Source organism: Pseudodesulfovibrio cashew (genome assembly GCF_009762795.1).
Lineage (GTDB): Bacteria > Desulfobacterota > Desulfovibrionia > Desulfovibrionales > Desulfovibrionaceae > Pseudodesulfovibrio > Pseudodesulfovibrio cashew.
Window position 1 is genome coordinate 2,411,635 of the sequence record NZ_CP046400.1, and the last position, 18,972, is coordinate 2,430,606.

At 61.1% G+C, this 18,972-nt stretch carries 18 protein-coding genes, 1 tRNA gene and 1 other RNA gene; 14 read left to right on the plus strand and 6 right to left on the minus strand.

Annotated elements, in window-relative coordinates; genetic code table 11:
* Positions 1-7 precede the first annotated feature (7 nt).
* Genes GM415_RS10750 through GM415_RS10770 form a run of 5 tightly spaced genes read left to right on the plus strand, consistent with a single transcriptional unit; the run spans position 8 to position 5,089 of the window.
* A complete protein-coding gene (locus GM415_RS10750) occupies positions 8-1,021 on the plus strand; it encodes a KpsF/GutQ family sugar-phosphate isomerase (protein WP_158948024.1) in 1,014 nt (337 codons plus the stop codon).
* A 14-nt stretch (positions 1,022-1,035) separates the two neighbouring features.
* Positions 1,036-1,599 carry a YkgJ family cysteine cluster protein gene (locus GM415_RS10755; protein ID WP_158948026.1) on the plus strand — a complete coding sequence of 188 codons (564 nt, stop codon included), beginning with the start codon at positions 1,036-1,038 and terminating at the stop codon, positions 1,597-1,599.
* Between the two features lie 6 nt (positions 1,600-1,605).
* Positions 1,606-3,951, plus strand: coding sequence for a penicillin-binding protein 1A (locus GM415_RS10760; protein WP_199244289.1), 2,346 nt, complete (start codon positions 1,606-1,608; stop codon positions 3,949-3,951).
* 8 nt (positions 3,952-3,959) lie between these two features.
* On the plus strand, positions 3,960-4,742 hold the full coding sequence (locus GM415_RS10765) for a PhzF family phenazine biosynthesis protein (RefSeq protein WP_158948028.1): 783 nt from the start codon (positions 3,960-3,962) through the stop codon (positions 4,740-4,742).
* 8 nt (positions 4,743-4,750) lie between these two features.
* Positions 4,751-5,089 (plus strand): phenylpyruvate tautomerase MIF-related protein, encoded by a 339-nt coding sequence (locus tag GM415_RS10770; protein ID WP_158948030.1) that lies wholly within the window; start codon positions 4,751-4,753, stop codon positions 5,087-5,089.
* Between the two features lie 910 nt (positions 5,090-5,999).
* Here the strand turns inward: GM415_RS10770 and GM415_RS10775 are convergent.
* Entirely contained in the window at positions 6,000-7,982 is a 1,983-nt protein-coding gene (locus GM415_RS10775; protein WP_158948032.1) for a peptidase U32 family protein, read from the minus strand.
* Positions 7,983-7,996: 14 nt separating this feature from the next.
* Between GM415_RS10775 and GM415_RS10780 the strand changes: the two genes are divergently transcribed.
* The 3 genes from GM415_RS10780 to GM415_RS10790 all read left to right on the plus strand — a co-directional run bounded on the left by GM415_RS10780 (position 7,997) and on the right by GM415_RS10790 (position 9,901).
* Positions 7,997-8,782, plus strand: a complete 786-nt coding sequence (locus tag GM415_RS10780; RefSeq protein WP_158948033.1) for an iron-sulfur cluster-binding protein — start codon at positions 7,997-7,999, stop codon at positions 8,780-8,782.
* A 13-nt stretch (positions 8,783-8,795) separates the two neighbouring features.
* Positions 8,796-9,713, plus strand: a complete 918-nt coding sequence (locus GM415_RS10785) for a dihydroorotate dehydrogenase (protein WP_158948035.1) — start codon at positions 8,796-8,798, stop codon at positions 9,711-9,713.
* 96 nt (positions 9,714-9,809) lie between these two features.
* Positions 9,810-9,901 (plus strand) — tRNA-Ser (locus GM415_RS10790).
* A 97-nt stretch (positions 9,902-9,998) separates the two neighbouring features.
* On the opposite strand, the gene GM415_RS10795 is transcribed toward GM415_RS10790, so the two are convergent.
* From GM415_RS10795 to ffs, 3 genes are all read right to left on the minus strand, one after another.
* Positions 9,999-10,859, minus strand: a complete 861-nt coding sequence (locus tag GM415_RS10795; protein ID WP_158948037.1) for a PEP-CTERM sorting domain-containing protein — start codon at positions 10,857-10,859, stop codon at positions 9,999-10,001.
* Positions 10,860-11,119: 260 nt separating this feature from the next.
* On the minus strand, positions 11,120-11,320 hold the full coding sequence (locus GM415_RS10800; RefSeq protein ID WP_158948039.1) for a hypothetical protein: 201 nt from the start codon (positions 11,318-11,320) through the stop codon (positions 11,120-11,122).
* Between the two features lie 114 nt (positions 11,321-11,434).
* Positions 11,435-11,528, minus strand: an RNA gene (ffs, locus tag GM415_RS10805) — signal recognition particle sRNA small type.
* Positions 11,529-11,617: 89 nt separating this feature from the next.
* Here ffs and GM415_RS10810 point away from each other — a divergent pair.
* Both GM415_RS10810 and GM415_RS10815 read left to right on the plus strand, forming a co-directional pair.
* A complete protein-coding gene (locus tag GM415_RS10810) occupies positions 11,618-12,574 on the plus strand; it encodes a bile acid:sodium symporter family protein (protein WP_422393754.1) in 957 nt (318 codons plus the stop codon).
* Positions 12,575-12,698: 124 nt separating this feature from the next.
* Positions 12,699-13,445, plus strand: a complete 747-nt coding sequence (locus tag GM415_RS10815) for a DUF4198 domain-containing protein (RefSeq protein WP_158948041.1) — start codon at positions 12,699-12,701, stop codon at positions 13,443-13,445.
* Between the two features lie 99 nt (positions 13,446-13,544).
* On the opposite strand, the gene GM415_RS10820 is transcribed toward GM415_RS10815, so the two are convergent.
* On the minus strand, positions 13,545-14,009 hold the full coding sequence (locus GM415_RS10820) for a hypothetical protein (protein WP_158948043.1): 465 nt from the start codon (positions 14,007-14,009) through the stop codon (positions 13,545-13,547).
* Between the two features lie 287 nt (positions 14,010-14,296).
* Here GM415_RS10820 and GM415_RS10825 point away from each other — a divergent pair, with 287 nt between their 5' ends.
* From GM415_RS10825 to GM415_RS10840, 4 genes are all read left to right on the plus strand, one after another.
* Positions 14,297-15,511, plus strand: coding sequence for an OmpP1/FadL family transporter (locus GM415_RS10825; RefSeq protein WP_158948045.1), 1,215 nt, complete (start codon positions 14,297-14,299; stop codon positions 15,509-15,511).
* 160 nt (positions 15,512-15,671) lie between these two features.
* Positions 15,672-16,409: an energy-coupling factor ABC transporter ATP-binding protein gene (locus tag GM415_RS10830; RefSeq protein ID WP_158948047.1), complete on the plus strand. Its 738-nt coding sequence runs from the start codon at positions 15,672-15,674 to the stop codon at positions 16,407-16,409.
* Complete coding sequence (locus tag GM415_RS10835; RefSeq protein ID WP_242012227.1) at positions 16,409-17,119, plus strand: energy-coupling factor transporter transmembrane protein EcfT; 711 nt, start codon at positions 16,409-16,411, stop codon at positions 17,117-17,119. The genes GM415_RS10830 and GM415_RS10835 overlap by 1 nt, the downstream gene beginning before the upstream one ends.
* A gap of 130 nt (positions 17,120-17,249) precedes the next feature.
* On the plus strand, positions 17,250-18,089 hold the full coding sequence (locus tag GM415_RS10840; RefSeq protein WP_158948051.1) for a rhodanese-like domain-containing protein: 840 nt from the start codon (positions 17,250-17,252) through the stop codon (positions 18,087-18,089).
* Here the strand turns inward: GM415_RS10840 and GM415_RS10845 are convergent.
* Complete coding sequence (locus GM415_RS10845) at positions 18,086-18,970, minus strand: DMT family transporter (RefSeq protein WP_158948053.1); 885 nt, start codon at positions 18,968-18,970, stop codon at positions 18,086-18,088. The genes GM415_RS10840 and GM415_RS10845 overlap by 4 nt on opposite strands.
* Positions 18,971-18,972 lie beyond the last annotated feature (2 nt).

Genomic DNA, 18,972 nt, shown 5'->3' on the forward strand with positions numbered 1-18,972 from the left:
CGTCCGCATGGATAGCGCCAACGGGAGCGATTGGCTGAAGCTGGCCCGCGAGGTCCTCGATACCGAAATCGAAGGGCTCGAAGCGGTCCGGGAGCAGCTGGGCTCGGGATTTGTCCGGGCCGTGGAGGCCATGGCCGGCTGTACCGGCCGCGTGGTCGTCACCGGCGTGGGCAAGTCCGGCCTGGTGGGGCGCAAGATCGCGGCCACCCTGTCCAGCACGGGCACGCCATCCTTTTTCCTTCACCCGGTGGAGGGAGCCCACGGCGACATGGGCATGCTGCGTGAGGAGGACGTCATCCTCGCGCTGTCCAACTCCGGCGGCACCGACGAAGTCAATTCGCTTATCCCGGCTCTCAAGTCCCTGGGTGCCACGGTCATCTGCATGACCGGCAACACCGCCTCGGCCATGGCCAAACTCAGCGATATTGCCATTGAAGTCCGGGTGCCGCGCGAGGCGTGCGTCATCGGTCTCGCACCGACCACCTCCACCACTGCGCAGCTGGCCGTGGGCGACGCCCTGGCCGTCTGCCTCATGGAGCACAAGTCCTTCAGCAAGGACGATTTTCGTAAGTTCCATCCTGGCGGGACCCTGGGCCAGCGGCTGGCGACCTCCGTGGATCAGCTCATGCACACCGCCGATCTGCCCGTTGTAGGTGACGGAGCCACGCTCAAGCAGGCTCTGGAAGTGCTCAACGCGGGCGGACTCGGGCTGGTGGCCATCGTGGATGGCGGCAACGTCCTCCTTGGCGTGTTCACCGACGGTGACGTGCGCCGCGAGGTCTGCTGCGGCCCCTTCGATCTTTCTCAGCCCGTGGTAGACGTCATGACCGTCTCTCCCAAGCGGGCGGGCGTGGGCGAATCCTCGGCCCGCGTACTCGACGTCATGGAGCAGAACGAGATCACGGTTCTGCCCGTGGTGCGCGAGGACGGCGTGCTGGCCGGGATGGTCCATCTGCACGACCTCCTGGGCAAGGGCTCGCTCCGCTTCTCCGGTTCCGGCATAGGGGAGCATGCCGGTTAACGGCTGGAGAGTGCATGACGCTTACCCAAACCGGAGATAGCGACATCTGCCGCCGGTGTTCCCTGCTGGGACCTACCTGCTGCCGCATTGCCCCAGGCCAGGAAGAATTCTGTTTCCCGTTGTCTCAGACCGAAAAAGAGCGCATACAGGACCATGTCCCGTACACGGGCGGCTTCGTGCTCTCGCCCAACTCCAAGGCGTTCATCGATTACGTGGCCCGCTTGTTCCCCGGTGAGGAGGATGCGGTTAGCAATCTGTTCCCCGAGGGCAAGGAGCATTTCCGGCTGGCCGTGGACACCATGGGCGCGTGCAGGTTTCTCGGGCCGCTGGGGTGCGAGATTCCCCAGGAGGCCAGGCCGTACTACTGCCGTCTGTTCCCCTTCTGGATGGTCGGGCGGGACGTGATATTTTTTGATGCCCCCACCTGTCTGGCAAGGCGGGAGGAGAGGACGCTCAACCGCATGTTGCGCGCACTGGACTCGACCAAAGCTGACGTGAAAGACCTGTACGGACGGCTCCGGCTGGTCTGGGGGATGCCCCCGGCCAAGGGAGCACCGGCAGTGAAAAAAGGTTTCTAAATAGCCATGAAAGCACTGAAAATACTGCTCATAATATTCCTTATCTGTGTCGTCGTCGGGATCGGCGGCGCGTTCGCTCTCTACAACTGGGCCGCAAGCGACCTGCCCGGCTTCAAGAAGATCACCGACTACCGGCCCTCCCTGGTGACCACGGTCTACGCCAAGGACAACGAGGTGCTCGGTTATTTCTACAAGGAGAAGCGGTTCCTGGTCACTCTGGATCAGATGTCGCCCTGGCTGCCCAAGGCGTTTCTGGCCGCCGAGGACGCCAGCTTCTACGAGCATGACGGAGTGGATCTGGCCGCCATTGCCCGCGCCTTCGTGGCCAACCTTCGCGCCGGCCGGACCAAGCAGGGCGGCTCCACCATCACCCAGCAGATCATCAAGCGGTTGCTGCTGACCTCGGAGCGGAGCTACGAGCGCAAGCTCAAGGAGGCCATCCTGGCCTTCCGTCTGGAGAATTACCTGACCAAGGAAGAGATCCTTACCATCTATCTCAATCAGATCTTCCTCGGAGCGCATTCCTATGGCGTCGAGGCTGCGGCCCGTACCTATTTTGCCAAGCACGCCAAGGACCTGACCATTGCCGAGTGCGCCATGCTGGCCGGTCTGCCCCAGGCTCCCTCCCGCTATAATCCGTATCACAACTGGGACCAGGCGAAGCTTCGGCAGCGCTACGTCCTGGATCAGCTCAAGGCCCAGGGCTGGATCACACCCGCCCAGCACAAGGAGGCCATGGCCGAGCGCGTCGAGCTCAATTCCATGCCCGACCCGTCCTGGAAGACCGGGGCCTACTATCTCGAAGAGGTCCGGCGCTGGCTCGTGGACAAGTACGGCGAGGACGCCGTGTACAATGACGGCCTTACCGTGACCACGGCCTGCGACATCAAGCATCAGGCCGCTGCGGAAAAGGCGCTTCGGCGCGGCTTGCTCGACTCCGCCCAGCGGCGCGGCTGGCTCGGCCCCATCGAGAATATCAGCCCCGGCGACTCGGGCCGAATCCTCGAGGAAGGTCCTCAGGGCACCGAAGGGATCATGGCCCGGGATAATCCGGTGAAAGCCTGGGTGGTCAAGGTCTCCAGGGACAAGGCCGACGTTCGTTTCGGCAAGTTCAAGGGGATCATCCCCATCAAGGCCATGTGGTGGGTGCGCGAGCCGAACGTCAAGAAATCGCACGAGGACGTGCCGGACCCCACCGACGCCCGCAAGATTCTCAAAAAGGGCGACGTGGTGTGGGTGACCGTGTCCAAGGCCCCGGAAACGCCGGAGGGCACCTGGACGCTCGACCTGGAGCGCGAGCCCCTTGTTGAGGGCGCTCTGGTGTCGGTCAAGCCCGATACCGGTGAAGTCGTCGCCCTGGTGGGTGGGTATTCCTTTTACAAAAGCCAGTTCAACCGGGCCACCCAGGCCAGACGCCAGCCCGGATCAGCCTTCAAGCCCATTGTTTATTCCACGGCCATCGACAACGGCTTCACTGCCGCTTCGGTCATTCTGGACGCGCCCATCGTCTATGCCAACGACGCGCAGGGCAAGCTGTGGCGGCCCGAAAACTTCGAAGGCACCTTCGAGGGACCGACCCTGCTGCGCACGGCCCTGGTCAAGTCCAAGAACCTGGTCACCATCCGCATTGCCCAGAAGCTCGGTATCCGCAAGATCATCGAGCGGGCCAAGGCCATGGGGCTGGAATCGGATTTCCCGTCCGACCTGTCCGTGTCCCTCGGGTCCGGCGTGGTGACGCTGGAGAACCTGTGTCGGGCCTACACCGCCTTTGCGCGCGGCGGCTCCTACATCGAGCCGCGCACCGTGCTGTCTGTTTCCTCGGCCTGGGGCGAGGAGATGTTCACCTCGGTGCCCGAGTCCGTGGACGCCATCAGCCCGCAGACCGCCTTCATCATGGCTTCGCTCATGAAACAGGTGGTCCAGAACGGCACGGGGTGGCGGGCCAAGGTCCTCAAGCGCCCGGTGGCGGGTAAAACCGGTACCTCCAACAACGAGCAGGACGCCTGGTTCATGGGCTATACCCCCTACCTGCTGACCGGCGTGTACGTCGGCTTCGACGAGCTCACGCCCATGGGCAAGTGGGAAACCGGCTCCCGCGCGGCAAGCCCCATCTGGGTTTCCTACCGCAAGGTCGTGGAGCAGGATTATCCCTATCAGGACTTCACCCAGCCGCCGGGAGTTGTTATGGTCCAAGTGGACGGCAACACCGGCAAGCTCGCCTCGCCCGGCTCCTCCAAGGAATACTTCCTGCCGTTCAAGGTGGGAACCGAACCCACGGAGATGGCCACGGGCGGCGCATCGGGAGGCGATGCGCCCGCATCGGCGGACGACTTGTTCAAGCAAACCTTCTAGGGGGAAGCATGCAACTCGATCTCTACCAAGTCGATGCCTTTGCCGAAGATGTATTCTCCGGCAATCCGGCGGGCGTTGTGCCGCTTTTCGAATGGCTGTCGGATGAGCTGATGCAGAACATCGCGTTCGAGAACAACATGGCCGAGACCGCGTTCTTCGTACGCAAGGGAGAGTACTTCGAGCTGCGCTGGTTCACCCCTGAGTCCGAGGTGGACCTCTGCGGTCACGCAACCCTTGCCGCCGCACACGTCCTCTATACCTATCTCGGCTACACGGATCCGGCTGTGGTGTTCGAAACCAAGTCCGGCCGTCTTTTCGTGGACCGGGAGGGAGGCCTCTACTCCATGGACTTCCCGGCCTGGGACGTAAGGGAGATTCAGGTCACCGAGCGGGTGGCCAAGGCTCTGGGGGCGCGCCCCGCCGAACTCTTCATGGGCGAGCGTGACATGATGGCCGTATTCGAGGATGAGGAGGCCATTCGTTCCCTGCAACCTGATTTTCGCCTCATCTCGCAGCTTGACGGCATGTGCATGATCTGTACTGCTCCTGGGCTGGATTATGATTTCGTGTCCCGTACCTTCGTCCCCGAGCAGGGGATTCCCGAGGACCCGGTCACCGGCTCGGCCCACTGCACCTTGGTTCCGTTCTGGGCGGATCGCCTGGGCAAGAGCGAATTCCGTGCCTATCAGGCGTCCAGGCGCGGGGGCATACTGGAGTGCCGCCACCTGGGCGACCGGGTCAAGATCGCGGGCAAGGCCGTTACCTACATGAAGGGTTCCATCATCCTCTAGGAGGGCGCATGCCGTTTATCAAAGTGGAGACCAACGTGTCCGCACCCGGTGCGGAAGAAACGGTCAAGGCACTCTCAGCCCTGGCCGCCGATATGCTCGGCAAGCCAGAGCAGTATGTGCTCGCCATTCTGGAGGACGGCAAGACCCTGGTTTTCGGCGGCAGCGCCGAGCCCGCCGCGTATGTCACGCTGGATTCCATAGGGTTGCCCGAGGGCCGGACCGCGGAGTTCTCCGCGTCCATCTGCCGATTTCTGGAGAGTGCTCTGGGGATTCCCGGCGAGCGGGTGTATATCGCGTTCGGGGATATCGAGAGGCATCTGTTCGGGTGGGATGGGAAGACTTTTTAATGAAATGAATATGAGAGCGGGCCGCCCGGTTGGGCGGCCCGCTCTTTTTTTTGTTTGGAAAGGAGGGAGGATGCCGTCTGCGGCGTGTGAGAGCCGATGTTGGAGCGCTCGGCTCCTCCCCCTCCGGGATTCGCGCATGCAGCGTGCGAGGGCCGGATTGGGGGCTGAGCCCCCAAAAGCCCTCCATGCCCTCCCGGCGGGGTCCATTCCTTTTGCTGCGCCAAAAGTAATAGACGAAAGAAAAGGCGCTTGAAGCGTCATCCCCGCCCCGGAGCTCTAAGGCGAGAATCTCATCCAACCCGGCTGGCTCCAGACTACGTTGAGTGAAACGCACTGCCAGCTTTATTCTCTGCATGCCGTCCTGCGCCGTGCGGGTCCCGAAACAAGAGCTGCCGACCGGCTTGGTGAGCTTCTAGGCCAGTGAGCAAGGGGCTTACAGTGGACCTCTGGATAATTGTTTGGAGAGCCGAATGGTCTCTTTCTGATTCGTACTGAGGTGTAGTTTGACTTTATGGGCAAAGGCCTGTTGCCGCCCATTGTAAGCCTCAAGCCCCCAGGCAACGATCGGTAATCGAGCTCGGGGCTTAGAGCCGCTTTGCACGGCTGAAGCCTAGCCCGAAGCGCGCCTGCCCGCAGGCTTTAGCTTCTCGGGCAGCGGAAGCCGTGTTAGCGGCTCTTAGGCCCGAAATCGCGCTGCAGCACAAAAAAGCGCGTCTTTTGCTTACTTTTGGACGCGCCAGCCCAAAAGTAAGTCGCCCCGAAAGGGGCGAAACCCTTCGAACATCAATCGCCGCCGATTAGGCGGCGTCCTTACTTCTCCCAAGTAGCTGGCAGCTGACAAAAAGTCGACCAAGGGAGGTTCCCTCAATCCATATAGAATCAAAAAAACGCTCCCGGCGGGGTCCCCCCTCTATAATAACTGGAGCTTCCAGTTAAACACGCTGGTCCGCTTGGGCCGGGGCACGGCCTTGGGCCACATCTCCTTGATGGTGATGAAGTTGCGGTATCCGGCCCGCTCAAGCTTCTTGTATTCGCTGGAGAAGTCCAACTCCCAGGCGGGGTAGATCCAGTTGTTTCCGCCGTATTTGCGGACAAAGAGCGTCTCGTGCATGGGACTCTTGATGGGCTCGTCGAAGCGCACGGTCTCGGACAGGAATCGGGCAATACCGAATGGCCACAATCCCTTGAGCACGAAGCCGAGCGGCAGGGGCGGGTTCTGCGCCAGGGCGAAGACGTCTTCTTCCGGCAATTCCGGGGAGACTATGGCCGAAGAGCAGCCCAGGTCCTTGAGCAGCTTGAGAGCCAATCGGTTGGCCGCGTTGCAGAACGGACCGGCCACAAGGGTGGCGTTCTTGCGGTCCTCGAAAAAGGCGGCCTGCCACGGCGCGTTGATCACGAACTCGCGCGCGCCCTTTTTGACGGCTTCCTTGAGAAGCGAGCGGATGCGCTTGTCCTCCTCGGGCCAGACTACCGGGGGCAGCCACCACTGGGATCGCGAGACCGAAGCGCGCGGTACCTTGCTCAGGGCGGCCCGCTCCAGCCAGAAGGCGGTCTTGCCGAATATCTTGCCGTGGGGCGGGGTGCGGAAGAGGGTGGTGTTCTCCGGCTTGATCTTCGCCCGGGGAGCCGTCTTCGGCCAGGTGGGCGTGAAGGTGGACTCCTTGGCCTCGGGTGCCGGGAAGAAATCGAGTTCCTTTTCCAGGTCCTTGATCAGCTTGACCAGCTCGGGCTCACGGCGGTCAACCAGGAAGACCTTGGTTCCGGACGGCAGCGGCGGCCCCTGGATCTTGCGGGAAAAGGGGATGTCCATGCGTCCGCGCTTGGGCACCTTGCGCCTGATGGGGATGGTGCGGTGGCCGGGCTGGTCCTCGTAGCCCACTCGGACCAGGTCGCCGGGCAGCAGCGGCTCCCGGGTCTGGAAATAGAGCTTCTTCTGGTCCCGCTTCACCTCGCCTACGAGGCGGCCGGAGCTGGTCTCCTCGCCCGGCTGGATGGGCTGGAAGGCCCGCTGGGGCAGGAAAACCGAGTGGGACGTGGGTCTGCCCAGGGCCTGGTCCAGAAGCTCCAGGGCGGTCTTCTTGGCCTGGGCGTCCTGCGGATTGTCGCGGAGCATCTGATAGGCGCGGACCGTGTAGTAGACGTAGTGGGGGCCCTTCTTGCGGCCTTCGATCTTCCAGGCCGTGACTCTGGGCATGGACAAAAGCGGCTTGGTCAGGACATCCAGGGAGAGGTCATTGCACGAGAAGAGGCGTTGGGCGTCCTGCTTGCCCGTCGTGTAGAGGCGGCGGCAGGGCTGCACGCAGCGGCCCCGCAGGCCGGACTTGCCGCCCAGGTAGCTGGACCAGTAGCAGCGGCCCGACACGCAGTGGCAGAGCGCGCCGTGGACGAAAATTTCCAGGTCCAGGTCCTTTGGGCAGGCGTCGGCCATGAGCTTGACCTCGTCGAGGTTCAGCTCGCGGGGGACGACCACGCGGTTCGCGCCGAGCTTCTTGGCCACGGCGAGTCCGGCGGGGTGGCTCAGGTTGGCCAGGGTGGAGAGGTGAATCTCGCCCTGGAAGCCCACCTGCCGGGCCAGCTCGATCATGGCCAGGTCCTGGACGATGATGGCGTAGGGCTGGACCGTGGCGCGCAGCCTGTCCAGGAGGCGTCCTGCGGATTCCACGTCGCCGGGCTTGACGAGCGTGTTCATGGCAACGTAGGTCTTGGTCCCGCGATCGCGCCCCAGGCTTGCCAGCCGGGCGAGCTCGCTGATAGAGAAGTTATTGGCCTGCATACGGGCCGAAAAGTGTTTCAGGCCCACGTACACGGCGTCCGCACCAGCGGCGACGGCGGCCAGGTAGGAGGACGCGTCCCCTGCCGGGGCCATTATTTCAGGAATATGTTTATTGCTCATAAGGGTTTTGTCGCATGTCCTTGAGGAATTGCCGAAATGTTAAGGTATTGGATGTATCCCCGGTCGGTCAATCAAAAAGGCCGGGTGAGTTTTTCGAGATAACGTTGGAATATCCGGGATGGGACGGCTGGCAGTCTGGCCAGTTCGTCATGATTCGGCCCGCGTCCTGGGAGCTGGACCTGCTTTGGGGCAGGCCGTTTTCCCTCTATTCGGGCGATGGCGAGACCCTGACCCTGTTCGTCCAGAACGTGGGGCGCGGGACCAGCCGCATCGTGTCCATGCAGCCGGGCGACGAGGTCGCCATCTGGGGGCCGCTTGGAAACACCTTTGCGGTGGAGCCGGACACCCCGACCCTTTTGCTGGCAGGCGGCATCGGCATAGCTCCCTTTCGCGGTTATGTCGAGTCCCATCCCAAGCCTGAAAATTTGCATCTCTTCCTGGCCCACCGTTTGCCCAAGGAGTGTTACCCCTTCGAGCTGCTCTCTAAGACCGTCTCCACCGGCAGCATGGCCGAGGAGCGTCCCGAGGACCTGCAACGGATCATCGACTCCCTGCGGGAACAGATCGCGGACTACGCGGCGCGGGACGGTCTGGTGCTCTGCTGTGGGCCAACACCGTTCATGAAGACAGTGCAGGCCTTCGCCAATGAACTTGGCGCGCGGGCTCAGGTATCCCTGGAGAACCGCATGGCCTGCGGCGTGGGTGCCTGTCTCGGCTGCGTGACCAAGGACGGCGAAGGACATCATGTTCAGGTCTGCACCAAGGGGCCGGTTTTCTGGACCGACAAAGTGGAGCTGTAGGGAGGCTACTATAATGGATATGCATGTTTCTTTCGGTGGCCTTGAGCTCGACAACCCGATCATGACCGCCTCGGGCACCTTCGGCTTCGGCCTGGAGTTCGCGGCCTACGGCGACCTCACCAAGCTCGGCGGCATCGTGGCCAAGGGGCTTTCTCTCAAGCCGCGCGAGGGCAACCCCATGCCGCGCATCGCCGAGACGCCCTGCGGCATGCTCAATGCCATCGGCATCCAGAATCCCGGCGTGGAAAATTTCCTGACCCAGGCCATGCCCGCGCTCAAGCGTATGGGCGTGACCGTGGTGGCCAACCTGTACGCCTGCGACGCCGAGGAGTTCGGCGAGCTCGCCTCGGTGTTGGCCGAGGAAGAGGGCGTGGCCGCGCTGGAGGTCAACGTCTCCTGCCCCAACGTCAAGGAGGGCGGCATCGCCTTCGGCCAGGACCCGGCCCAGATCGGCAGGGTGACCGAGGCCGTCAAGAAGCGCGCCGGCAACAAGCACGTCATGGTCAAGCTGTCGCCCAACGTGACCGACATCACGGTCTGCGCCAAGGCGGCGGCCGATGGTGGGGCGGACTCCCTGTCCCTGATCAACACGCTGTCGGGTATGGCCGTGGACATCCGCAAGCGCAAGCCGCGCATCGCCAACGTCATCGCCGGGCTGTCCGGCCCGGCCATCAAGCCGGTGGCCCTGCGCTGCGTGCATCAGGTGGTCCGGTCCGTGGACATCCCCGTGGTGGGCATGGGCGGCATCGCCTCGGCGGAAGACGTCCTGGAGTTCATCCTGGTGGGCGCCCACGCCGTCCAGGTGGGCACGGCCAATTTCCTGCGTCCGGACTTCGCCTTCACCCTGGTGGACGAGGTGGAGTCTTTGCTGGAGGAGATCGGCGCCAAGTCCCTGGAAGAGTTCCGGGGCAGCCTGGAGTTACCCCTCTAACCGGCTGTTCGGACGGAAAAATCGCCTTCGCTCGAATCGGTTCAATTTTTCCCTTGCCAACCGGCGGCATATTGGGTAGTTACTGCCTCTCAACGCGGAGAGGTGTCCGAGTCCGGCTTAAGGAGCACGCCTGGAAAGCGTGTACTGGGGGAACTCAGTCGGAGGTTCAAATCCTCTCCTCTCCGCCACGACACCAACAAGGCCCACCGAATTTTCGGTGGGCCTTTTCTATTGTTCTTCCGGGCGGCTGCCGTTTGCCCGGAAGAGGCAAGTTTGTTTTTCGCTTTAGAACCGCCTGCGTAAACCGTAGAGGCCGATCAGGGCTGTGCCGAGCAGCAGGAAGGTGGAGGGCTCGGGCGTGGCCAACGGCGTACCCATGGAGGTCAGGCCGGTAAAGGTCGCTGCCGGCAGGTCGAGGCCGGGGCCGGGCACCTCGACCGATCCGAGGGTGTTTGTGCCGAAGTCCCATTCCATCAGTCCTGTGCTGGTACCGACGTAGAGCCTGCCGTCGTCGTCAAAGGCGATGGAGGAGAGGCCCGGCATTTGCCAAAGAGGAATTGGGAGGTAGTCGCCGGTCAATTCATCAAGCAACAGGAGCAGCAGCTCGGTATCCGTGACCGCAAGGAGATCGTCCTCCTCGAGCACGTGCCCCCCGATGGAGGAGCCTGCCGCTCCGCCCGTGGCGAAGGAGAGGCCCGTTACGGGGCTCGGCGCGATCAGGTTGGCCGTGGACGTCACTGCTCCGGTGGTGGGGTCCAGCCCATAGAGGATCGGATCGTTTCCCGCCGCGTACAGGCTGCCCCCGGAGTTGAAGGCCAACCCGCCGAGAGAAGATATCTGGTCGCCGTTGTTGGTAACCGTTCCTATTGTATAGTGTGAAACCGGACCAATCAATCTGACGAGCTCATTGACAAGGTTCAGTCCGTAGATTTCGGAGTTGTAGGCCGCCAATCCCTGGAAGGAGTCGCCCGTGTAGTAAGGGCTGGACGGACTTGCGTCGGTCTGCATTTCGTAGGTTGCGCTTACTGGTGCGCCTGTCGCTATTGGGGCCGATCCATAGAGCACCGCGCCGTGCGCTGTGGAAGCGAGTAGCGGAATCAGAATCAGTGCGAGAAGAATCGGCAGACGGAAAGATAGAGTTTTCATGGTTCCCTCCCGGGTTCTTCGTTTAGGATTCTTGATGCAATAAGTATACAAACTTTATCTTGACGAATTATAAGGGAAAAATTTTCCATCCCACTTTTTTTTGTAAAGAAATATAAACGAAGTGTCGGATAGGATTACATGCGGGAAGCAGAAAGGCGGGCTTCGGCGGATTGCGCCGGAGGGATTCATGAATTTGTTTCGGTCCGAAAGGGTCGGAAAAGAGTGGAGCCCGTCGGGTCTTCCGGCGGGCTCCTCAATGGTCAGGAATGATCCTGCGAGGGCGGGGTGTCGTTGGAGACGATGAAGTATTCATCCCACAGTGGCATATCGGCTCCCGCGTGGGGATCGTTGTCCGAGTCTGGCTGGTCCGGCGTTTCGGCTTCAAGCCAAAAGACGTCGGCCAGCAGGAATTGTATTTCGGCCATCGTCAGGATGGCGCTTCCGGTGATGTCTTCGCTCATGGCAGCCTCCAGGGCTGAAAGTGCGTAACGGCATCATCTCCTCCTACTCTTAACAACGGTCCGGCACGGCAAAAGGTTACAAAAAATAAAAGGCGCGTTCCGAGGAACGCGCCTTTGAGTGGAAACCGGACACCCGATAGCAACCGATACCGCTGCTTCCTTTCGGACCTGACGGGGTTCTCAGCGCGACCGCCGTCCGGCTTCCCTCCAAAATGGGAATACCGTTCCTACAGCGTAACAGGGGGGTTCGTCAACCTTCCTTGTGGGTTTTGGGCCAATAAGGCGTCTTCGGTTGACATGGTACGGAAATTCCGCCACGCCACAGCCATGTATATGGAGCGAATTCCGCAATTCATCGAGCGGCAGTTCATCGGCATCGCTGTTGTCCTGTCCTGTGTGGCCCTGGCCTATCCTCCTTCCTTCACCTGGGTAAAGCCGCATATTCCCCTCGGCCTGGGGATCATCATGTTCGGCATGGGGCTCACTCTGGAGTTCGAGGACTTCCGCGAAATCCTCAGGAAGTGGCCCCTGGTGTGCTTCGGTATGGTCATGCAGTATTTGATCATGCCCCTGCTGGCCGTGGGCATCTCCTTTGCCTTGGGGCTTCCTGCGGAGGCGCTCATCGGCATGGTCGTGGTCGGCGCCTGCCCTGGCGGCACGGCCTCCAACGTCATCACCTACCTCGCCAGGGCCAACGTGCCGCTCTCGGTGACCATGACGCTGGCCTCCACCTGTCTGGCTCCCCTGTTGACCCCGTCGATCATCTACCTCGTGTTGGAGAGGCGGATCGACATCGATTTCGGTTCCATGGTCGCCTCGGTCTTCTGGATCGTGGTCTTCCCGCTAGTGGACGGGCTGGTCTTGCGGCGGCTTTTCCGCAAACGGCTGGAGCCTTTTTTGCGCTACTTTCCTTCCCTTTCCATCCTGGTCATTGCCTTGCTCATCGCCTGCATCATCGGGTTGAACCAGCAGACCCTGCTGGCTTTTCCCGTGCTGGTTCTCGTTGCCGTGGCTTTGCACAACGGTCTTGGCCTTGCCATGGGGTACGGACTGGCGCGACTTGCCCGCTGCTCCAGGCGCGACGCACGCACCCTGGCCATTGAGGTCGGCATGCAGAACTCCGGACTGGGCGTGGCCCTGGCGGTCAAGTACTTCGGTGCGGCCAGCGCCTTGCCAGGAGCCTTGTTCAGCCTGTGGCACAACCTCTCGGGCGTCTGGCTGGCCCGTCGCTGGCGCAACACGCCGAATTCATAGAATCCATTCTTCTCAGGTGTGCTATCAAAAAAAGCTTTGCGCTTGACAGGTGTTACCGTTTTGATATGAGTATGCATCAATTGGTTATGAAACCCTGACAAGTGCTATTCACGAGGAGTGTGTGATGAAAGCGAGAGCGTTGCTTTTGGCATTGGTGTTGACTGTACTGGGGAGCACGGCGGCCTGGGCGCATTTCGGGATGCTCATCCCGGATACGGACGAGTTGGATCAGGACAAGCGGACGGTCAACCTGACCCTGTCCTTTTCTCATCCCTTCGAGATGGTAGGGATGAATCTGGAAAAGCCCGCCGAATTTTTTGTCGTGGCCAACGGTGAAGACAAGACCGACCTCAAGGCCTCCCTCAAGGAATGCAAGGTCATGGATCACATGGCCTGGCAGACCCAGTTCACCCCGCGCCGTCCCGGCTTGTACGCTTTCGTGTTTGATCCGGTCCCCTACAAGGAGGATGCGGAGAACAACTACATCCGTCATATCACCAAAGTCGTGATCGACGCCTACGGCGAAGGCGAGGAGTGGAACAAGCCTCTCGGCCTGAAGACCGAGATCGTGCCCCTTACCAGGCCCTTCGGCAACTACGCCGGCAATGTCTTCCAGGGCATCGTCATGCTCGACGGCAAGCCCGCTCCCTACACCCGCGTCGAGGTGGAGTACTACAACAAGGATGGCAAGCGGACCGCTCCCAACGAGCGCATGGTCACTCAGGAGGTGATGGCCGACGGCAATGGCGTGTTCACCTTCGCCTGTCCCTGGAAAGGGTGGTGGGGGTTTGCCGGCCTTAACGCCGACAGCCAGCCGTATGAAGGCCGCGAGCTGGAATTGGGCGCAGTCATCTGGGTGGAAATGCGTTAAGTACTGGATTACCGATAGCAAATCAGGCCTTCGGCTCGCGCCGGAGGCCTTTTTCTGTGGTGAGCCTGACCACGGGCAGCGGAGGCCGACGCCAGTACTCTAAGAATGCGGCTGGGCGGCTCGCTCTTCCTCGCCGGTCTGCTTGGCCGCCTCGCGGGCTCGCATCAATTCCAGAATCGGAGTAACGAATTCATCCGGGAAGGCGCCGAACATGGCCCCGAGAAATGATCCGGTCATGGAACCGATGACCAGGTTGGCTCCGTTGTCCGAGTTGGCGATCTGCCAGAGTACCCCCAGCACCGAACCGAGAAACGCGCCCATGGTCCACCCGTCGTTGTTCACGCCGCGATAAGGGGGCATGCCGCGCCATGTGCGGAAGAGGTCCTTGAAGAAAAAGCCCGTGAATCCGCCGGTGAAAGCCGCCACCAATGTGAGCATCATGCCGGGGAACATGGTGTGCAGGGTGAGTCCCTGGCGCAGGGAGCCCTCAAGGACTCCGGCAAATCCGCCGACCAGGATCATGGCGTGAAAATTCTTTTCCTTGATGTCCAGTTTCGGAAGCATGGCATTCTCGCTGTTGGGCGGGAAGTAATTTCCCCGCAGGAGATGTTTTGCCAGAACCGTGCCGCTTTCTTCCCGTTTTTCAGGGCAGAGTGTTAAACATCGTTTTTAAACACTCGTTTCAATTAAAAGTTATATTTACACAAAGTTACGCTTGGGTTATGCATTTTGCGTTTGTGCAAATATTAACTGAGTGGTCCCGCAGCGACGCAGTTCGCTGAATCTGGGAGGGTGAAGGGATCGCTGAAAGCCGGTTGTCGCAGTGTCGGCGGCAGCCCAATGGGGGAAGGATGAAACGTGCGTCCATATTCTTTTTTTGTGCTCTTTTTCTGAGCCTGACCGCCACCGCCGCTTATGCGGGAGGATTCGCTCTTTATGAGTGGAGCAGCCGCGGCGTGGCCATGGGTACCACCGGGTACGCCTTTGCCGGGGACGCATCGGTCGTCGCCACCAACCCGGCGCTCATGACCAAGCTGGAAGGCGGTCATGTCCTTGGCGGCTTCACGCTGATTTCTCCGCAATCCACCGTCGTGGTAGATGGAGACAAGAACAAGACAAAGGCCAACATCCACGTGGTGCCGCATGCGTATTACACGCAGCAGATGGGCTCCAATGAGGATGTCTGGCTCGGTTTCGGCCTGTTTACCCGCTACGGATTGGGCACCGAATACGATCACGACTGGATTGGCAAGGGCAGCCTGCAGCAGGTCCTGCTCGAATCCATCTCCTTCAACCCCAACATTGCTTTCAAGCTCACTGACAACCTCTCTCTCGCTGTTGGTGTAGAGGTGCTCAAGGGCGGCATCAAGATCAAGCGGAATATCAACATCCTCGGTACCGATTACCAGATCGACGCCGATACGGAAGGGTATGCTTTCGGCGGCAACCTCGCTCTGCATTATGACGTCAATGACCAGTGGGCGCTCGGTCTCACCTACCGCGCCCCCATGAAGATGTATACCTCCGGCTCTGCCTGGAACCAACGTTCCGGAGCTTCCACCCAAGACGATCAGGATATTCACGCCACACTTCCCGGCAGCTACACATTTGCCGTGGGGTATCAGCCCATGGATGAGTGGACTTGGGAGTTCGACGTGGTGCATACCCGTTGGGAACACACCGACAAGATGGTTTATGAGGGCGCGGTACTGAACTCGGAAACCCCGCTGCACTACAAGAACACCTGGCGCTTCCAGCTTGGAACCGAGTACTGGCTCAAGCAGTGGCTGGCGCTTCGTTTCGGTTACATCTACGACCAGACTCCCACCCGCGCTGGCGACGCCTCCTTCATGCTGCCCGCCAATGACCGGCAGTTGTATTCGACCGGTCTGGGCTTCAAGTGGGACAAATGGACCGCTGACTGGTCCTTCATGTACGTTTCCGCCAAGAGCCGTCACGACCTGGGCATTGATGATCCCAACGTTCCCGGCGGCGCCGATTGGGATGTTGATTTCAAGGACGGCAAGACCTGGGTAACCGGCGTCTCTCTCGGCTACAGCTTCTAAGCGGGCCGACTCCTGCGAATACAAGGCCCCTGCCTCGGCAGGGGCCTTTTGTTTTAATGGTATCTCCTCGTCCGCGCTGCCTCACTCTCATCGGGAAGTTGACAGGATGTCTTCTCCTGGGAGAGGGTGTTTTCGCGCGATCAGGCGCAAAGGAGCGCGAATGATTACCCTGTCCAATCTCGATTTTCAGTACCCGTCCGGCGGCGGGGTGCTCTCCTCTGTTTCCCTGTCCGTGGGGCGGGGCGAGTTGGTCGGGTTGGTGGGCGCCAACGGGAGCGGCAAATCAACGCTGCTCTCCCTGGTGGCCGGACTCTATTCGCCCTCCTCAGGCAGCCTCTCGGTGGGAGGGGTGGAGAGTCCCGGAGACGAGAAGGGCATCCGGGCTCGTTGCCGCATGGTCATGCAGGACGCCGACCTTCAGATTCTCGGCGGCACAGTGGAAGAGGATCTGCTCCTGGGCAGGAGGCGTACAGAGGATGCAGTCGCCGCAGCTCATACCATGGCTGCCCGCTTTCATCTTCTGGACGTCTGGGACAGGCCGGTGCAAACCCTGTCCTGGGGCATGAAGCGCAAGCTCTGCCTCGCCGCCGCCCTGCTTGATGGCCCGGAGGTCCTGCTGCTGGACGAGCCGTTCAGCGGACTCGACTATCCCGGCATGACAGAGATGCGCCGTCTGCTCGTAGAGAGCCGGGATGCCGGGCTGACCCAGCTGGTTTCTTCCCATGATCTCGAGTGCATGGTGGATCTGGTTGATGCTCTGGTGGTGCTCGACGGCGGCAGGGTGGCCCTTGCCGGTCCGCCGGAGGAAGTTCTGGACCATGTCCGGGATCACGCCGTACGCCCCCCGTGCTCGTGGAGTACCGGGCTGGGGATCAAGCCATGGGGCGGAGGCCGATGATGGTTCGGGCGGCCGCCATGGCCGGAGAGCTGGACCCGCGCCTGAAGGTGGGGCTCACCCTGGTGCTGGGACCGTTATTCTGGGCCGCATCTCCCTGGCCTCTGAGTGCCTGCCTTCTGGCATTGTCATGGTTTGTCGTCGGACTGGTTGCCGCTCGCCCCATGGAGGGGCGCATGATCCGCAGTCTGTTTTTTTTCCTCCTTTTCTGGGTCGTCATGAAGGGCGCGCTCGATGCCTTTTTCGGCCTTCCCCTGGCTCAAGTCGTCCTCTCGGCCCTGCTGCTAGGTCTGCGGCTGGCCGCTTTGATTTCGCTTGGGTTGTGTCTCGCCCTGTCTACCTCATCCCGCTCTCTGGGCTTGGCCCTTTCCTGGGCTTTGCGCCCTTTCCTGGGCCGAGAGCGCGCGTGGCAGGTGGCGCTCTCCCTGGCCCTCATGGTCCATTTCCTGCCTCTGTGCCTTTCTTCCCTCGCTCAGATAAAGGAAACCCTCGGTCTTCGCTGGCCAGGGTGTCCGCTCTGGCGGCGCATGCAGCTCATTCCCCAGGCCTTTCTCCGCGTTCTGGGGCAGAAGACATGGAATCAGACCCTGGCAGTTGCCGGTCGGGGGCTGGACAGCCATGAGGCCTGGGTGCCCGATTTCACCTGGAGCGGACTGGATACGCTCGTCGCTCTTTGCGGTTGCGCCGTCGTCGCCATTCTGTTCGCCGTTTGATCCTCACAACTGACATTTTCCCATACGGGAAGTGAACGTATTAATTTCTAACGGTATTGACGCAGACTTTTGTCCTGCCTTAGGCTGTTGCGGACTCCGTGCCGTTTTTTGCGTGAACAGCGAGGTAGATATGACACAGCCGGTACAGATGATGGAATCCGGGGAAGCCCGGGAGTACATGAACAGGCACAAGCCCGAAGAGTATTTCCTGCTGGATGTCCGGCAGGACTGGGAATATGAGGAATTTCACATCCCGGGCGCGCGGCTCATTCCTTTGGCCGAATTGCCGGATCGGTTGGACGAAGTGGACCGCAGCAAGCCGGTGCTCGTCTACTGTCTTTCCGGCGGGCGCAGTTCCGCCGCAGCCGGGTTGCTTAATGGACAGGGATTCGACCCCGTCTACAACCTGGTGGGTGGAGCCATGGCCTGGCAGGGGCACACCGCCTTCGGCCCAATTGAGCTCGGCATGGCCGTGATCACCGGGGATGAGGCCCCGGTGGAGGTGATCATCAAGGCCTACGCCATGGAGAGCTCGCTCCAGGAATTCTATCTGCACCGCGCCGACGTCGCCGAGACTCTGGAGCGCATCGAACTGTTCCAGAAACTGGCCGGGTTCGAGGACCGGCACAAGGACGTCCTCTACAATCATTACACCAGGATAGTCGGAGACAAGGTCCCGCGCGGGATGGTCGAGGACGTGGCTCTGGGCAAGGCAGGCAATGAAGTGGAAGGAGGAGTTGACCTTGAGGCTTTCCTTGAGGAATACGCCCCGGCCTTCGAGGGCGACAAGGGCGTGCTCGAGATGGCGGCCATGATCGAGGCCCAGGCCCTGGACTACTACCTTCGTTGCGCCGCTCGGGCGGAGAATCCCGAGACAAGGGACATCCTTCAGCAACTGGCCCGCGAGGAAAAGGCCCACCTTCGTCTGGTGGGCAAGTATTTCGACGATATGGGCGCAGTTTCGGATTAGCCCGTCTCGAGCTTTTTCGAAAGCGTGAGGACGCGGGCGTTGGGGATGACAATGCCCAGGATGATCAGCGCCGCGCCGCCAATCTGCAACAACACCACGTTTTCATTCAGAAACGCAGCAGCCGCAGCAAGAGTGACCACGGGTTCCACGGTGGAGAAAATGCAAGCGTACGCGCTGCCTACCTTTTCTATGGCGAGATAGAGCAGACTCACCGCTATGACGCCGGGGACCACGCCCAGGGCGAACCCGATGGCGAAGGTTTTCGGCGTCAACTCCAGCCAACCGCCGGGATTGCCTGTCAGGGTGAAGGAGATGGCGGCGAAGGAGATGACGTACACGGTGGCGGTTAGCGGCCGGATTCCTTTGAGCAGTATCTGCACCAGAATCAGATAGATGGAAAAAAAGATCATGGCTCCGGTGGCGTAGAGCAGACCGGCAGGGTCGACGGCCTTGAGAAAGGCGTCATAGAACACCAGGCAGCAGCCACCCATCACCAGGCCGAGGGAGAGTCCCACCACGCGGTCCGGTTTCATCTTCAGCAGCCAGATGGACAGCAGGGTGACGGTCACCGGGTGCACGTAGAGCACCAGGGCGGTGGTAGACGCCGGGATGGTCGCCAGCGCCTGCACGAAGCAGCTGGTCTGGAGCCAATAGACCACAAGGCCCAGGAAGGCGCACGCGGCCAGTCCCTTGCGGGAGATGACGAGTAGTCGCCTGTCCTTGACGAGCAGGGCGGCGAACAGGATGACCGCCGCGTAGGTGAAGCGGTATTGCATCATCTCGGACCCGGTCATGCCCGCCTGATAGCCAAGCTTGACCAGGATGGCCATGCACCCGAAGGCTGTTGCCGAGAGGAGCGCGTAGATCAGTCCCCGGAGCATGG

Coding starts and splice junctions, on each gene's coding strand:
- GM415_RS10820 (WP_158948043.1), bottom strand. CDS start 14,009: ATGCTTCCGAAACTGGACATCAAGGAAAAGAATTTTCACGCCATGATC.
- GM415_RS10825 (WP_158948045.1), top strand. CDS start 14,297: ATGAAACGTGCGTCCATATTCTTTTTTTGTGCTCTTTTTCTGAGCCTG.
- GM415_RS10815 (WP_158948041.1), top strand. CDS start 12,699: ATGAAAGCGAGAGCGTTGCTTTTGGCATTGGTGTTGACTGTACTGGGG.
- GM415_RS10760 (WP_199244289.1), top strand. CDS start 1,606: ATGAAAGCACTGAAAATACTGCTCATAATATTCCTTATCTGTGTCGTC.
- GM415_RS10845 (WP_158948053.1), bottom strand. CDS start 18,970: ATGCTCCGGGGACTGATCTACGCGCTCCTCTCGGCAACAGCCTTCGGG.
- GM415_RS10770 (WP_158948030.1), top strand. CDS start 4,751: ATGCCGTTTATCAAAGTGGAGACCAACGTGTCCGCACCCGGTGCGGAA.
- GM415_RS10795 (WP_158948037.1), bottom strand. CDS start 10,859: ATGAAAACTCTATCTTTCCGTCTGCCGATTCTTCTCGCACTGATTCTG.
- GM415_RS10785 (WP_158948035.1), top strand. CDS start 8,796: ATGGATATGCATGTTTCTTTCGGTGGCCTTGAGCTCGACAACCCGATC.
- GM415_RS10765 (WP_158948028.1), top strand. CDS start 3,960: ATGCAACTCGATCTCTACCAAGTCGATGCCTTTGCCGAAGATGTATTC.
- GM415_RS10775 (WP_158948032.1), bottom strand. CDS start 7,982: ATGAGCAATAAACATATTCCTGAAATAATGGCCCCGGCAGGGGACGCG.
- GM415_RS10810 (WP_422393754.1), top strand. CDS start 11,618: ATGGTACGGAAATTCCGCCACGCCACAGCCATGTATATGGAGCGAATT.
- GM415_RS10835 (WP_242012227.1), top strand. CDS start 16,409: ATGGTTCGGGCGGCCGCCATGGCCGGAGAGCTGGACCCGCGCCTGAAG.
- GM415_RS10780 (WP_158948033.1), top strand. CDS start 7,997: ATGTCCTTGAGGAATTGCCGAAATGTTAAGGTATTGGATGTATCCCCG.
- GM415_RS10800 (WP_158948039.1), bottom strand. CDS start 11,320: ATGAGCGAAGACATCACCGGAAGCGCCATCCTGACGATGGCCGAAATA.
- GM415_RS10840 (WP_158948051.1), top strand. CDS start 17,250: ATGACACAGCCGGTACAGATGATGGAATCCGGGGAAGCCCGGGAGTAC.
- GM415_RS10755 (WP_158948026.1), top strand. CDS start 1,036: ATGACGCTTACCCAAACCGGAGATAGCGACATCTGCCGCCGGTGTTCC.
- GM415_RS10830 (WP_158948047.1), top strand. CDS start 15,672: ATGATTACCCTGTCCAATCTCGATTTTCAGTACCCGTCCGGCGGCGGG.
- GM415_RS10750 (WP_158948024.1), top strand. CDS start 8: ATGGATAGCGCCAACGGGAGCGATTGGCTGAAGCTGGCCCGCGAGGTC.